Origin of the sequence: Rhodoferax sp., from assembly GCF_012927445.1 — a bacterium.
Classification (GTDB): Bacteria; Pseudomonadota; Gammaproteobacteria; order Burkholderiales; family Burkholderiaceae_C; genus Rhodoferax.
In genome coordinates, this window is the sequence record NZ_JABBPD010000004.1 from 522,811 (window position 1) to 536,540 (window position 13,730).

The following is a 13,730-nucleotide window of genomic DNA, read 5'->3' on the forward strand; positions in this document are numbered from 1 at the left end:
TATTTCGACCTGAAAGTCTCGCCCAATGACGCCCTACGAACAACTCGACGCCTGGATTGACGCCCACTTTGACGAACAGCTTCAATTCCTGCAAGAACTGATCCGCGTCCCCACCGACACGCCACCCGGCAACAACGCCCCCCACGCCGAACGCACCGCCGAACTGCTGCATGGGCTGGGACTGGACGCCGAAAAATACCCGGTGCCCGAGGCCGAAGTGCAGGCCGCCGGCCTGCAGAGCATCACCAATCTGCTGGTGCGCCGCCACTACGGGCCGGGTCAAACGATTCTCCTGAATGCGCACGGCGATGTGGTGCCTCCCGGCGAAGGCTGGACCAAAGAGCCCTACGGAGGACAGATTGAAGACGGCAAGATTTACGGCCGCGCCACAGCGGTGAGCAAAGGCGATTTTTCGACCTACGCCTTCGCGGTGCGAGCGCTGGAAGCGGTGGCCCGACCCACGGCCGGCAGCGTCGAGCTGCTCTTCACCTATGACGAAGAATTTGGGGGAGAAGTGGGGCCCGCCTGGTTGCTCAAACACCAGATCATCCAGCCCGACCTGATGATTGCCGCCGGCTTCAGCTACCAGGTGATCACGGCACACAACGGCTGCCTGCAGATGGAAGTCACCGTGCATGGCCAGATGGCGCATGCCGCCATTCCGGATTCGGGGGTGGACGCCTTGCAGGCCGCGGTGCACATCCTCAGCGCCTTGTACGCGCAAAACACGCTCTTTAAGAAAGTCAGCTCGTCGGTCGAAGGCATCACGCACCCGTACCTGAACGTCGGCCTGATTGAAGGCGGCACCAACACCAACGTGATTCCGGGCCGTGTCACGTTCAAACTGGACCGGCGCATGATCCCGGAAGAAATCCCGGCGCAAGTCGAGGCCACGCTGCGCCAGATCATTCTGGACGCGGCCATGCAACAACCCGGCATCCGGGTCGACATCAAGCGCATTCTGCTGGCCCATGCCATGCAGCCGCTGCCGGGCAACAAGCCGCTGGTGGACGCCATTCAGAAGCATGGCAAAGCAGTGTTTGGCGAAGACATTCCGGCCTTGGGCACGCCCTTGTACACCGACGTACGCCTGTTCTGCGAGGCGGGCATTCCCGGCGTCATCTACGGAGCCGGACCGCGCACCGTGCTGGAGTCGCACGCCAAGCGGGCGGATGAGCGCCTCGATCTGGAAGACCTGCGGCGGGCGACCAAAGTGATTGCCCGCACCTTGCTCGACCTGCTCAAGTAAGCACAATAACGACTATCAGAAGGGCTGCACACCGAGTAGCCTATTGCTTTAAATAAAACAACACAGGAACCCCGTATGAGCAAAGAACTTTCCCCCGCCGAATACGCCCTGCGCGAAGCCGCCCGCGATTACCACCGCAGCCCCACGCGCGGGAAAATTTCGGTCAACGCCACCAAACCGCTGTCCAACCAGCGCGACCTGTCACTGGCCTATTCACCCGGCGTCGCGTACCCCTGCCTGGACATTGAAGCCGACCCGTCCCTCGCCGCCGAGTACACCTCACGCGGCAATCTGGTGGGCGTCATCACCAACGGCACCGCCGTGCTGGGCCTGGGCAACATCGGACCGCTGGCCGCGAAGCCGGTGATGGAGGGCAAGGGCTGTCTGTTCAAGAAGTTTGCCGGCATTGATGTGTTTGACATTGAGCTGGCCGAGAACGACCCCGACAAACTGGTGGAGATGATTGCCGCCATGGAGCCCACGCTGGGTGGCATCAACCTGGAAGACATCAAGGCGCCGGAGTGCTTCTACATCGAGCAGAAATTGCGCGAGCGCATGAACATTCCGGTGTTTCATGACGACCAGCACGGCACCGCCATCATCTCCAGCGCCGCCCTGCTCAACGGGCTGGAGCTGGTCGGCAAGCGCATTGAAGAAGTCAAGATCGCCGTCTCCGGTGCCGGAGCTGCGGCACTGGCCTGCCTGGACGTGATGGTCGGCTTGGGCGTGCGACGCGAGAACGTCTACGTCTGCGACTCCAAAGGTGTGATCCATGAAGACCGCCCGGGCGGCTTTGACGAATCCAAGGCCCGTTTCGCGCAGAAGACGTCTCTGCGCACGCTGGCCGACGTCGTCAACGGCGCCGACGTTTTTCTGGGCTGCTCCGCGCCCGGCGTGCTAACGCAGGACATGGTCAAAACCATGGCCAACCAGCCCATCATTCTGGCGCTGGCGAACCCGGAACCCGAAATCCGCCCGGAACTGGCGAAAGCGGTGCGGCCGGATTGCATCATCGCCACCGGCCGCTCGGACTACCCGAACCAGGTCAACAACGTCCTGTGTTTTCCCTACATCTTCCGCGGTGCGCTGGACTGCGGCGCCACCAAGATCACCGAAGCCATGAAACTGGCCTGCGTGCGCCAGATTGCCGACTTGGCCAAGGCCGACATCAGCGAAGAAGTCGCCACCGCCTACGCCGGCAAAGAACTGGTGTTTGGCCCGGACTACCTGATCCCGACGCCCTTTGATTCGCGGCTGATCTTGCGCATTGCACCAGCTGTCGCCCAGGCGGCCGAAGAGTCCGGCGTCGCCGTGCGCCCGATCAAGGACATGGAAGCTTACCGCCAGCAGTTGTCGCGCTTTGTCTACCAGACCGGCATGTTCATGCGCCCGGTCTTCACCGCCGCCAAAGCCGTGGCCAAAGACGCCAAACGAGTCGCCTATGCCGAAGGCGAAGACGAACGGGTGCTGCGCGCCGCCCAAGTCGCGGTCGACGAAGGCCTGGCCCATCCGATTCTGGTCGGCCGGCCCGCGGTGATCGAGGCGCGGCTGGCCAAAGCAGGCCTGCGCATCCGGCTGGGGGTGGATGTGGAATGCGTCAACCCGGAAGACGACCCGCGTTTCCGCCAATACTGGGAAACCTACCACCGCCTGATGGGGCGCCATGGCGTGTCCATCGACGCCGCCAAGGCTGCCGTGCGCCGCTCCAACACCATCATTGCCTCCTTGATGCTCAAGCTCGGCCATGCCGATGCCATGCTGTGCGGACTGGTGGGGCGTTTTGACGTGCACCTGGAGCACATTCGTGACGTCATCGGGGTCAAAAAAGACGCGTCCGGCTTTGCCACCTTGAACGCCTTGATGCTGGAGCAGCGCACCCTGTTCATCGCCGACACCTTCGTCAACGAAGACCCGGACGCCGCACAACTGGCCAGCATCGCCGCCATGGCGGCCGCTGAAGTCCGGCGCTTTGGCCTGCCACCCAAAGTCGCTTTTCTCTCGCACTCCATGTATGGCTCCTCCAACCGCAAATCGGCCGTCAAAATGCGACTGGCCCACGAGCTGTTTTGTCAGCTGGCGCCCGAGGTGGAATGCGACGGTGAACTGCAAGGCGACGCCGCCTTGTCGGAAGACATGCGCGAAGCCGCCCTGATGGGCAACAAGCTGCATGGCGAGGCCAATCTCCTGATCTGCCCCAATCTGGACGCCGCCAACATTCTGTTCAATGTGCTCAAGGTCACGGGCGGACATGGCGTCACGGTGGGGCCGATCCTGCTGGGCGCGGCGGCCCCCGCTCACGTCCTGACGCCCTCCTCGACGGTACGGCGGGTGGTCAACATGACGGCACTGGCCGCGGCGAACGCCGTGCAGGGGACGTAAGCCACTCAGCGGCTACTTGGCACTGTTTATGCGTGTAGGACGGTGATTCAAACCGTCCTACTGTCCGCCCTTGCTGGAGATCTCTATGAGTAAACGCATTCTGTTCAAGTTGGCCGTCGCGCTGGTGGCGACCTCGGCCCTGGGGCTGGCCCAGGCGAAAAACACGCCGATCAAATTCCAGCTCGACTGGCGCTTTGAGGGGCCGGCAGCCTTGTTTCTGTCGCCGGCGGCCAAGGGCTACTTCAAGGCCGCCAAGCTGGACGTGAGCATTGACGCCGGCAACGGCTCCGGCGGCACCGTCACCCGGGTGGCCTCCGGCACCTACGACCTCGGCTTTGCCGACATGGCCGCGCTCATGGAGTTCCATGCCAACAACCCGGACTCCCCCAGCAAGCCGGTCGCCATCATGATGGTCTACAACAACACGCCCGCCTCCGTCATGGTGCTCAAGAAATCGGGCATCAAGACGCTGGCCGATCTGAGCGGCAAAAAATTTGGCGCGCCCGTGTTTGATGCGGGCCGCCGCGCCTTTCCGATTTTCGCCAAGGCCAACCACATCACCGGCGTGCAATGGACCGCCATGGACCCGCCACTGCGGGAAACCATGCTGGCCCGCGGCGATGTGGAGGCCATCACCGGCTTCACCTTCACCTCGCTGCTGAATCTGGAAGCTCGCGGCGTCAAGGCGGCCGACGTGCTGGTGTTCCCCTATGCGGACCATGGTGTCAAGCTGTACGGCAACGTGATCATTGCGTCGCCCAAAATCCTGAAAGAAAATCCGGCGGCGGTCAAAGCCTTTCTGCTGGCGTTCACCCAAGGCGTGAAAGAGGTGCTCGCCAAGCCCGAAGCGGCGATTGAATCGGTACGGCAACGTGACGGCATCATCAACGTGGCGCTGGAAACCCGGCGCCTGAAACTGGCCATCGACACCGCCGTCAACAGCCCGGATGCCCGGGCCGAAGGCTTTGGCCAGGTCAAGGGACCGCGCCTCACCCTGATGGCATCTCAAGTGTCGGATGCCTTCAACACCAAGACCCGGGTCAACGCCGACACCGTGTGGAATGGCGCCTTCCTGCCCCCGCAGGCCGCGTTGGACGTGTTGCCAAAAAAATAAGCGGGGTCAGATTAGCTACATTAATAATAGCTAGTTACGCCCTATCGACGGGGGCTAAAGCCCTATTTCTCATATAAAAATGATGCAACACTCCGCCAGCCCCTGGTTTGTCGATTTTCAGGACGTCTGGCTCGCCTACAACGACGAACTGCGCCAGCAGAACCACTTTGCGGTCGAGGCCATCGACCTCAAGGTTCGCCAGGGCGAGTTCATTGCCATCGTCGGGCCGTCCGGCTGCGGCAAGTCCACCTTCATGAAGCTGGCCACCGGCCTCAAGATGCCGTCGATGGGCAGGATCATGATCGACGGCCAAGCCGTCACCGGGCCTTTGAAAATCTCCGGCATGGCGTTTCAGGCACCGTCGCTGTTGCCCTGGCGCACCACGGTGGACAACGTGTTGCTGCCGCTGGAAATCGTGGAACCTTACCGCAGCCAGTTCAAGGCGAAACGCAAAGAATACGAAGCACGCGCCCGGGCGCTGCTGCAAAAAGTCGGACTGGCGGGCTACGAGGACAAATTTCCCTGGCAGCTGTCAGGCGGCATGCAGCAACGGGCCAGCATCTGTCGGGCTCTCATTCATGAACCCAAAATGCTGCTGCTGGACGAGCCTTTTGGGGCGCTCGATGCCTTTACCCGCGAAGAGTTGTGGTGCATTCTGCGCGACCTCTGGACCGAGCAAAAATTTAATGTCATCCTGGTCACGCACGACCTGCGCGAGTCCGTCTTTCTGGCCGACACGGTGTACGTGATGAGCAAAAGTCCGGGCCGGTTTGTGGTTAAAAAAGCCATCGACCTGCCGCGCCCGCGCGACCTGGAAATCACCTACACCCGCGAGTTCTCCGACATCGTGCATGAACTGCGGGGCCATATTGGTGCATCGCGGAACCATGGCACCCAAGCGCACACCACCGGCAGCCCCGCATGAACCGTCAACTCACCGAACGCTGGGCGCCCGTGCTGCTGGCGCTTGTCCTGATCCTGCTGTGGCAACTGGTCTGCATGGGTTTCGCCATTCCCGAGTTCATTTTCCCCAGCCCGTTGGCCATCGGCCAATCCATGGCCGAGTTCGCCGGGCCGCTGGCCGCGGCGGGCTGGAAAACCTTCTGGGTCACGCTGATCGGCTTTGGCATTTCCATTGTGGTCGGGGTGATGCTGGGCTTTTTGGTCGGGTCGTCCCGCATGGCCTACGCCGCGGTCTACCCGCTGCTGGTGGCCTTTAATGCGGTGCCGAAAGCCGCACTGGTGCCCATCCTGATCGTCTGGTTCGGCATTGGCGTGGGCCCGGGCATCCTGACCGCTTTTCTGATTTCATTCTTCCCCATCACGGTCAACATGGCCACCGGCTTGGCCACGCTGGAGCCCGAGCTGGAAGACGTGTTGCGAGTGCTGGGCGCCAAGCGCTGGGACGTGCTGATCAAGGTCGGCTTGCCGCGTTCCATGCCCTACTTTTTTGGCTCGCTCAAAATCGCCATCACGCTGGCTTTTGTCGGCACCGTGCTGGCGGAGATGACCGCGGGCGACTCGGGCATTGGCTACCTGATGCAATCGGCCGGCTCCGCGCAGCGCATGCCCCTGGCGTTTGCCGGCCTGATCGTGATCGGCGCGATGGCCATGGCGATGTACGAGTTGTTCAGCTTTATCGAAAAAAACACAACGGCCTGGGCGCATCGCGGCACCCAGGGCGAATAGCGGCCCGGCCCCGACCTTGACATGAGTTGGCACGCCTCCCTGAAACTCGACTACACCGTGCGGACCGAGCGCACCGTCGCCCATTTTCTCCATGACGGCCCCTTGCGTGTCTTGCAAAGCCTGTACCCCGAGGGCGATGCGGTGTGCCACAACGTGCTGGTGCACCCACCCGGTGGCTTGGTGGGCGGCGACACACTGGACATTCGCATCACCGCCGGCGAGGCGTCCCACGGACTGATCACCACCCCCGGCGCCACCCGTTTTTACCGCTCCAACGGCGAACGCGCCGTGCAACGCACCCACATCACCTTGACCGGGCAGGCCCGTCTGGAATGGTTGCCGCTGGAGGCGATTTGCTACAACCACGGCCTGGCCGAAAACCACCTCACCCTGGAGCTGGCGCCGCAAGCGGAGTTCATGGGCTGGGACGTGACGGCGCTGGGGTTGCCGCATGCCAGCCAGCCCTTCGAGCAGGGGAGTTTTTTGCAACACATTGAAGTGCCCGGCGTGTGGCTGGAGCGCGGGCGCATCAAGGCCGATGACCTCCGATTGATGAACGGCCCGCTGGGGCTGGCGGGGCACCGCTGCCTGGCCTCGATTTTTTTTGTCGCTGGCAGCAAGCTGGAAAGAGGACGGCGCCAACGCGCGCTGGACGCCGCCCGAACCGTGATCGACGCACACGCCCTGCGCGCCACCGCAGGCGCCACCAGCCCGGATGGACAGGTCATTGTGGTGCGGGTGCTGGCACCGATGGTGGAGCCGGCCATGGACCTGCTGCGCCAGGTATGGGGCGCGTGGCGGCAGCACTTCTGGCAGCGGTCAGCAATCAATCCCCGTATCTGGTCAACCTAATGATATTATTTTGAGATAACCAAAATACGAGGTGACCCCCATGTCCTATCCTGCATCCGGTGCTGCAATGCAGACGGCAGCCTAACAATGGCGCTGCCTGAAGACGACTTGTCCGCTTCGAGTGCCTTGGTAATTGAGAGCAACCCCACCTCACGTTCGATTCTGGTAGCCCAGTTGCGCGACTTTGGCATGGGTACCGTGCTCCAGTGCGCACGGCTGGTAGATGCCCGCCGCCAGCTGGAGTACCGGACCTTTGACGTGGTGCTGTGCGAACATCATTTTGCCAACGAAGTCATGTCCGGCCAGGACTTGCTGGACGATTTGCGCCGCAACCAACTGTTGCCGTTTTCGACCGTCTTCATCATGGTGACCGCCGAGGCCACCTATGCCAAAGTGGCCGAGGCCGCTGAATCGGCGCTGGATGGCTATTTGCTCAAACCGCACAAAGCCACCCATTTGGGAGAACGGCTGCGGCAAGCCCGCATCCGCAAAATTTCCCTGGCCGAAATATTTACCGCGATCGAAGCCGAAGACTTTGAACGCGCGGCCGAGCTTTGCCTGCACCGCTTTGAGTCCCGGGGCCTGTTTTGGCTGTATGCCGCTCGCGTCGGCGCCGAGTTGCTGCTGCGCACCGGCAAATGCGCGCAGGCCCAGATCTTGTACGAAGCCGTGGTGGCCGCTAAAACCCTGCCCTGGGCCAAACTGGGGGTTGCACGCTCTTTGCTGGATGAAGGCCAGATTTCCAAGGCCACCAGTACCCTGGAGAACCTGATCAACGAAGACCCCAGCTACGCCGACGCCTACGATGTGATGGGCCGCGCCCAGTTTGAACTCGGCAAGTTTGACAAGGCCCTGGCCACCTACAAAATGGCCAGCGAGCTGACGCCCGCGTCCATCACCCGTTTGCAAAATCTGGGCATGATGACCTACTACTCGGGCGACCGTGCAGAAGCCGAAAAAATACTCGATCGCACCACCCGGCTCGGACTGGACTCCAAAATGTTCGACTGCCAGACGCTGGTGCTGCTGGCGTTTGCCCGTCTGGATTGCGGCGACAGCAAAGGCCTGCAACGCTGTCGCGACGACTTTGTCCGCCTGATCGACAGAAACCCGGACAGCAAACGCCATCGTCGACTCGCCAACATTGTGGATGCGCTGGCGGCCATTCAGCAGCACCAGTTTGCGCAGGCCGTGGACGCCGTGCGCGCCATGAGCAAAGTCGTGCAATCGCCCGACTTTGATTTCGAATCCGCCTCCAACCTGCTGGCCCTGATGGCACAACTGGCCAACAAAGCCATTCAGCTGGACGAAGTGGAGTCCGTGGTGGACACCCTGAGCATGCGTTTTTGCACCAGTCGGCCCTTAACCGAACTCCTCGCCGCTGCCGCTGCCGTCCATGAACCCTATGCCGCCCGCATACGGGACGCACAGGCCCAGATTCTGAAACTCACCGAGCACGCCATGTTGCTCAGCATGGAAGGGGACCCCAAGGCGGCGGTCAAAAACCTGATTTTTCACGGCAGCTCCACCCTCAACGGCAAGCTGATTGAAACCGCCCACCTGGTGCTGCATCGCTACGCTGAAAAAATTGAGGACGCACAAGGCCTGAACGAGATGGTGCAGGACTTGCGCACCCGCTTCGGCACCCCCATCAGCCGACCGGCACTGGGTGAACAAAAACGTCAGGCCGGCGGGCTGACCCTGCGCACCGGCGGCGCGCCCGCCAAGGCCCCCAGCACATTGACGTAACAACCGGGGGTGCGGCCCCGTCACATGGCGACCAGTTGCCGCACGCGGTCAATCGCCATGTTGCAGCCCTTGCCGCGGGCCAGCATGCGGATCATGCGCCCAATGCTCTTGATGATGACAGCGGCATAAGCGGGCAGCGCAGACAGGGTGGCGACGGCAACGGTGAGTACCTTGAGCGTCAAACGTCGTGAATTTGAACGTTGCATGTTGCTTCTCCGGTGGTGATAAGTTTCCATCTCGCTGCGCGGCGGCCTGTTTTTGAAACAGGCTTTTGCATGGCGATGGGGAGGGACTTTAGGGAGGAGCGGGAGATTGGGAAATACGCCTTGTGGCGTATGGGGCGAGCGAATCCATAAGGAACCTACTCAAATGTGAAACTCTACTCAACAGAACAACATGGGTTCGTGATTTTCCGCATTGCAGCGGAAGCGGTCATTTAGAAGCTCCGCCCATTTGGGGGATAAGCTTGACGTTTACGAACGATAAGTCATGGGAACAAAACTCGCACCCGCTGAAGAAGAGCTTTACCGCAGAACCGACGAAGTTTTGCACTATGTATGGGACCCAATAGGCGTCGCAGGGACACCTCTCGCACGAGACGAATACTTCGGCTATTTGCCTCAGGTCTTCCGTTTGATTCAGGCTAACGCTTCGGCTGAGCAGATAGCGGCGTACCTAGAAGAAGTCACAACGGTCGGCATGGGTTTACCAGCCAATTCTGGGCGGGCTTTGAAAGTCGCAAATATATTGCTGCACTGGAAGGAGACTGTCGCTTCCAAGTTCGACTTCCTTCAGCGTTGAATGACCGCCTCGGAGCAAGACAAAAGTCTGTTTTGGGTCTCAAACTGCCATCCACGGTCTCAAACTGACCCATCAAACTTATATATACCCGTTCCAATTCAAGGCGAAACGCATGCCTTAAGGCAATAACACTTTCACGGCGTGTGCTCTCCCCGCACCCAAGCGGCCATCTGCGCCACCTCGCTGCCTTGCGCCATCAACCCAGCAACCACTCCTTGCTGATCTGCGGCTGGACGGTTTTGGCTGACCTTCCACTTGCCCACCCAGCGCTGCACCGGAATCTCGATGCCGACGATGGCGATGAGCATGCTGTTCAGGTAATCAGCGGGCGCATCCGACACCTGCCAGGGTTGGGTTTGCCGGGCTTCGTGTGTCCGGGTCAGGCGGGTGACCAGATCAAGCAGCCGGGCCGGGTCGTCAAACGCCTGCGGCACACCGTGGGCGTGAACGGTGGCGTAATTCCAGGTGGGCACGACCTTGCCATGCGCCTGTTTGCTCGGGTACCAGTTGGGTGACACATAGGCTTGTGGCCCGGTGAACACCGCCACCGATGACGCCGCCGTCAAAGCCTGCCACACCGGGTTGGCGCGGGCAACGTGGCCAATCAGCGTGCCGTGCTCTCCGCGTTGGGCATCCAGCAGAAACGGGATGTGGTTTACCAGCAGCTCACCCTGGTGCGGCACCACCCAGGTGGCCAGCGGGTAGGCGCCGACCAGCGCGTGCAGCGTGGCGGGGTCGGTTTCTTCAAAATGGGCGGGGAGGTAGGTCATGGGTATTGCGAGGGCCTGGTTTCGAGCTCAACGTGGCGGGTGGTCGGGAAGCCTATTTGCTACAAAATAAATAGCTATCCACGCTTATTTCACGGGGGCTATAAGCCTAAATAACATCCAAATGTAACGAACACTGCCAGCGCTTTTTCACGCTGACGCTCAGAGCTTATCCCCCAATTCGGCTAGGCGATGCGGGACTGGTCGCCGTGGCCCGTCAGCGTGAGCATTTGGTACGCCCTCTAAAATAACCTAAAACAAATAGGGATATCTGTGAATTCAATCCGATTGCTTGCAGCGCTTCTCGCTGGATTGTGTGTGTATGCCGTTGCGGCGCCTGCCATCGCGCAGTCAACCCGGACTCGGGTGGCCGAGGTCGATCTGCCGGCACGGCTGAAGGAGGTGGAGCACGACGCCAAACTGTCTGAATCCGCCTTCAAGACCGGCCGCAAAGTGGCGGCAGTCTGCGCCAACTGCCATGGCGAAGGGGGCAACAGCCTCAAGCCGGAGATCCCCAATCTGGCCGGCCAAAACCCGGCGTACCTGATCGAACAACTGCGCAAGTTCGCCGATGGACGGCGCCGCAATGAGTTCATGGAAGGCATGATCAAGGCGATGAACAGCGACGAAAAGATCGGGATGGTGCTGTTCTATGCCAATCAAAAAGTTGTCCGCAAGACCGTGTCAAACCCGGCGCTGGCGGCCAAGGGCAAGGAGCACTACAGCAAGACTTGCTGGCGTTGCCACGGCGAAGATGGGCGGGGCAACGAGAAATTTGCCCGCATCGCCGGGCAGCAGCCGGATTACCTTCGCGCCACCCTGCGGGGTTACCGGGCGGGGACCGGCCTGAGAATTGACCCGCTCATGGCGGCCACGACCCAACTGATGACGGACGCCGACATTGATGCCGTCGTCGCGTACGTCATGTCCATGGAATAAAGCGGCCTGGCGGCGCTTCTCTGTCAGGCCGTTACAAAATCGATAAAACCGCGTTCCACATTGGTCGAGACCAGTTTGACGTGGACTTTGTCGCCGACCTTGAGTCCGTCCGCGCCGCTCACCAGCTTGCCATCGGCGGGCGGGGTAAAAATCCGGACCCAGATGCCGTCGGTGGTGCTGCCGGTCACGATGGCGTCATAACGCTGGCCAACGTGCGACTCCAGCAACAGCGCCGCCTCGGACTTGCGCATGCGCCGCTCCACTTTCTGGGCAGAGTTTTCTTGCCGGGTGCAGTGCATGGCCAGCTCGCCCAGCTCGGCGTTCGAGTACGGCGGCGGCTTGTTCGCCAGCACCGCCTTGAGCAGGCGCGAGGTGATCAGGTCGGGGAAGCGCCGGTTGGGCGCGGTGGAGTGGGTGTAGTCGCGCACGGCCAGGCCAAAGTGACCAATCGGCGGGCCGCCGGGCGTTTCCACCACATACTCGCCCGAGCCCATGAGCCGCACGATGACGAGCGACAGATCGGGAAAGCGCAGCGGATCGGCCTGGTGGCGTTTGGCCAAAAAGGCTTCCAGCGCTTTGGAATCGGGCTCCGCCGGCAAGGTTTCGCCGTATTCCTGGGCCACGGCCACGATGCGCAACCAGCGCTCGGGTGAGCGCACCACGCGCCGCAGCGAGGCGCCGCCCTGCGCGGCCAGATAACGGGCGGTGCAGCCGTTGGTGGCGATCATCACTTCTTCGATCAGCTGGCGGGCGCGGTTTTGCACTTGCTGGCGAATGTCGATCACCTGCTCGCCTTCAAACACGGCGCGCGGCTGGAAGGTTTCAAACTCCAGTGAGCCTTCAGCATGTCGGCGCAGGCGCAGCTGCTGGGCCAGGGCGTCCTGGGTGCGCAGCTGGGCATCCATGCCGGGCACGGCCGCGGCGGCGGCCGGCAGCGCGGCCTCGCCGTCAATCCAGGCGCTCACCGCGTCGTAGGCCAGCTTGGCCTTGTTGCGCACTTTGGCCCGGTAGACGGTGGAGCGAATCAGCGTGGCGTCGGCGCTGAAGTCCATCTCGGTCACCAGCGCCAGCCGGTCCTGGTCAAAGTTGAGCGAGGTCAAGTCGGTAGACAGGCGCTCGGGCAACATCGGAAAGATGCGGGCCGAGGTGTAAACCGAGGTGGTGTTGGTGCGGGCGTGTTCGTCAATGGCGCTGCCTTTTTTGACCAGCGCGTCCACATCGGCGATAGCCACCCACATTTTGACGCCGCCTTGCGGCAAACCTTCGCTGGCGGTGAGCTGATCCAGATCCAGCGAGTCGTCGTTGTCGATAGAGCACCAAAGTAAATGGGTGAGATCGCGGATGGCAGCGTCGCTCTCGCGGCTGGGGCCGGTGATGGCAGCCAGTTGTTGCTCCACCCCGGCGGAGAACTCGGGTTGCAGGCCGCGCTCGAACATGGCGCTGGTCGCGATGCGGACAAGGTCTGAGCGGTGATGGTGATGATGGTTGTTGTGGTTATTGGCGTGCATGCGGGCAATATACATGCAGCGCCCGCAGCCCAGCCGTGGCGCTGACCGTGCCGGGGGGCGTCTTGGAGGGCCTGAGCCGCTTACATGCCGACACACTTCAACACAAGTCGACCGCGCACTCTGGATTATTCTGTAGGTTCTCCGTAATGTCAGCAACCCGTTTGATGAAGTGATGAACTTCAACTAGGAGTGAATTGATATGAATCCCCAAGATACGCCCGAGGGACAGGCCCCGGGAGAATTGACAGGACAGGTGTCGGAAATCACGATTGCCCAGTTGGTCGGCGAGGTCTATGAATCCGCGCCGCCGGTAGAGAAAAGTCGTCTGCTTGAGCATTTATTGCGGCCATTGGGGGTGCTTTCGATTGTGGCCGTGGCCAATGGTATCTTCGCCAATATCCGGTTTCGAGGCGGCTGGCAGGACATGCACGTTCGCCCCGAAGAAGCCCAGAACGTGCAAGCCAGCGATGTCATCACCCTGGTCAACCATGTGCAGCAGGTCAGCTTTCACGCCGTCGATGGCTTGGCCAAAATGCTGGCGGCCTCGCCGGTGATGACGGGCTCGGCGGCCGCGGCGCTGCTGGTCACCGTGCTGATGCAGCGCGCCCGAAGCCGCCGCGCCAGCGACACAGCGGGCATCGATGATTCTTTGGTGCCGGACTGACCGCCACACCGAAACGTCG

The 13,730-nt window shown here is 61.5% G+C and carries 13 protein-coding genes; 10 read left to right on the plus strand and 3 right to left on the minus strand.

Translation table 11 applies throughout. From position 1 onward, the window contains the following. Positions 1–25: 25 nt before the first annotated feature. From HHJ17_RS08015 to HHJ17_RS08045, 7 genes are all read left to right on the plus strand, one after another. The gene (locus HHJ17_RS08015) at positions 26–1,249 is read left to right on the plus strand and encodes a M20/M25/M40 family metallo-hydrolase (protein ID WP_296501465.1); all 1,224 of its coding nucleotides are present in this window, start codon (positions 26–28) and stop codon (positions 1,247–1,249) included. A gap of 75 nt (positions 1,250–1,324) precedes the next feature. Then, complete coding sequence (locus HHJ17_RS08020) at positions 1,325–3,628, plus strand: NADP-dependent malic enzyme (RefSeq protein WP_296501463.1); 2,304 nt, start codon at positions 1,325–1,327, stop codon at positions 3,626–3,628. A gap of 85 nt (positions 3,629–3,713) precedes the next feature. Then, entirely contained in the window at positions 3,714–4,742 is a 1,029-nt protein-coding gene (locus tag HHJ17_RS08025; RefSeq protein ID WP_296501460.1) for an ABC transporter substrate-binding protein, read from the plus strand. A 79-nt stretch (positions 4,743–4,821) separates the two neighbouring features. Then, the gene (locus HHJ17_RS08030; protein ID WP_296505479.1) at positions 4,822–5,667 is read left to right on the plus strand and encodes an ABC transporter ATP-binding protein; all 846 of its coding nucleotides are present in this window, start codon (positions 4,822–4,824) and stop codon (positions 5,665–5,667) included. Continuing rightward, positions 5,664–6,431: an ABC transporter permease gene (locus HHJ17_RS08035; RefSeq protein WP_296501455.1), complete on the plus strand. Its 768-nt coding sequence runs from the start codon at positions 5,664–5,666 to the stop codon at positions 6,429–6,431. The genes HHJ17_RS08030 and HHJ17_RS08035 overlap by 4 nt, the downstream gene beginning before the upstream one ends. 21 nt (positions 6,432–6,452) lie before the next feature. Then, the gene (locus HHJ17_RS08040) at positions 6,453–7,283 is read left to right on the plus strand and encodes an urease accessory protein UreD (protein ID WP_296501453.1); all 831 of its coding nucleotides are present in this window, start codon (positions 6,453–6,455) and stop codon (positions 7,281–7,283) included. An 87-nt stretch (positions 7,284–7,370) separates the two neighbouring features. After that, the gene (locus tag HHJ17_RS08045; RefSeq protein WP_296501452.1) at positions 7,371–9,032 is read left to right on the plus strand and encodes a response regulator; all 1,662 of its coding nucleotides are present in this window, start codon (positions 7,371–7,373) and stop codon (positions 9,030–9,032) included. A gap of 20 nt (positions 9,033–9,052) precedes the next feature. Here the strand turns inward: HHJ17_RS08045 and HHJ17_RS08050 are convergent, their stop codons facing one another. Next, positions 9,053–9,238, minus strand: coding sequence for a hypothetical protein (locus HHJ17_RS08050; protein ID WP_296501450.1), 186 nt, complete (start codon positions 9,236–9,238; stop codon positions 9,053–9,055). Between the two features lie 283 nt (positions 9,239–9,521). Between HHJ17_RS08050 and HHJ17_RS08055 the strand changes: the two genes are divergently transcribed. After that, positions 9,522–9,833: a hypothetical protein gene (locus HHJ17_RS08055; protein ID WP_296501449.1), complete on the plus strand. Its 312-nt coding sequence runs from the start codon at positions 9,522–9,524 to the stop codon at positions 9,831–9,833. 134 nt (positions 9,834–9,967) lie between these two features. On the opposite strand, the gene HHJ17_RS08060 is transcribed toward HHJ17_RS08055, so the two are convergent. Then, a complete protein-coding gene (locus HHJ17_RS08060) occupies positions 9,968–10,603 on the minus strand; it encodes an FMN-binding negative transcriptional regulator (protein ID WP_296501447.1) in 636 nt (211 codons plus the stop codon). A gap of 270 nt (positions 10,604–10,873) precedes the next feature. On the opposite strand from HHJ17_RS08060, the gene HHJ17_RS08065 reads away from it, so the two are divergent. Beyond that, the gene (locus HHJ17_RS08065) at positions 10,874–11,539 is read left to right on the plus strand and encodes a c-type cytochrome (RefSeq protein WP_296505481.1); all 666 of its coding nucleotides are present in this window, start codon (positions 10,874–10,876) and stop codon (positions 11,537–11,539) included. 23 nt (positions 11,540–11,562) lie between these two features. On the opposite strand, the gene HHJ17_RS08070 is transcribed toward HHJ17_RS08065, so the two are convergent. Then, on the minus strand, positions 11,563–13,047 hold the full coding sequence (locus HHJ17_RS08070) for an RNB domain-containing ribonuclease (protein ID WP_296505483.1): 1,485 nt from the start codon (positions 13,045–13,047) through the stop codon (positions 11,563–11,565). 199 nt (positions 13,048–13,246) lie between these two features. Here HHJ17_RS08070 and HHJ17_RS08075 point away from each other — a divergent pair, with 199 nt between their 5' ends. After that, complete coding sequence (locus HHJ17_RS08075) at positions 13,247–13,711, plus strand: hypothetical protein (RefSeq protein ID WP_296501440.1); 465 nt, start codon at positions 13,247–13,249, stop codon at positions 13,709–13,711. The last annotated feature ends 19 nt before the right edge of the window (positions 13,712–13,730 follow it).

Coding starts and splice junctions, on each gene's coding strand:
- HHJ17_RS08045 (WP_296501452.1), top strand. CDS start 7,371: ATGGCGCTGCCTGAAGACGACTTGTCCGCTTCGAGTGCCTTGGTAATT.
- HHJ17_RS08075 (WP_296501440.1), top strand. CDS start 13,247: ATGAATCCCCAAGATACGCCCGAGGGACAGGCCCCGGGAGAATTGACA.
- HHJ17_RS08020 (WP_296501463.1), top strand. CDS start 1,325: ATGAGCAAAGAACTTTCCCCCGCCGAATACGCCCTGCGCGAAGCCGCC.
- HHJ17_RS08050 (WP_296501450.1), bottom strand. CDS start 9,238: ATGCAACGTTCAAATTCACGACGTTTGACGCTCAAGGTACTCACCGTT.
- HHJ17_RS08055 (WP_296501449.1), top strand. CDS start 9,522: ATGGGAACAAAACTCGCACCCGCTGAAGAAGAGCTTTACCGCAGAACC.
- HHJ17_RS08025 (WP_296501460.1), top strand. CDS start 3,714: ATGAGTAAACGCATTCTGTTCAAGTTGGCCGTCGCGCTGGTGGCGACC.
- HHJ17_RS08015 (WP_296501465.1), top strand. CDS start 26: ATGACGCCCTACGAACAACTCGACGCCTGGATTGACGCCCACTTTGAC.
- HHJ17_RS08060 (WP_296501447.1), bottom strand. CDS start 10,603: ATGACCTACCTCCCCGCCCATTTTGAAGAAACCGACCCCGCCACGCTG.
- HHJ17_RS08030 (WP_296505479.1), top strand. CDS start 4,822: ATGATGCAACACTCCGCCAGCCCCTGGTTTGTCGATTTTCAGGACGTC.
- HHJ17_RS08035 (WP_296501455.1), top strand. CDS start 5,664: ATGAACCGTCAACTCACCGAACGCTGGGCGCCCGTGCTGCTGGCGCTT.
- HHJ17_RS08070 (WP_296505483.1), bottom strand. CDS start 13,047: ATGCACGCCAATAACCACAACAACCATCATCACCATCACCGCTCAGAC.
- HHJ17_RS08040 (WP_296501453.1), top strand. CDS start 6,453: ATGAGTTGGCACGCCTCCCTGAAACTCGACTACACCGTGCGGACCGAG.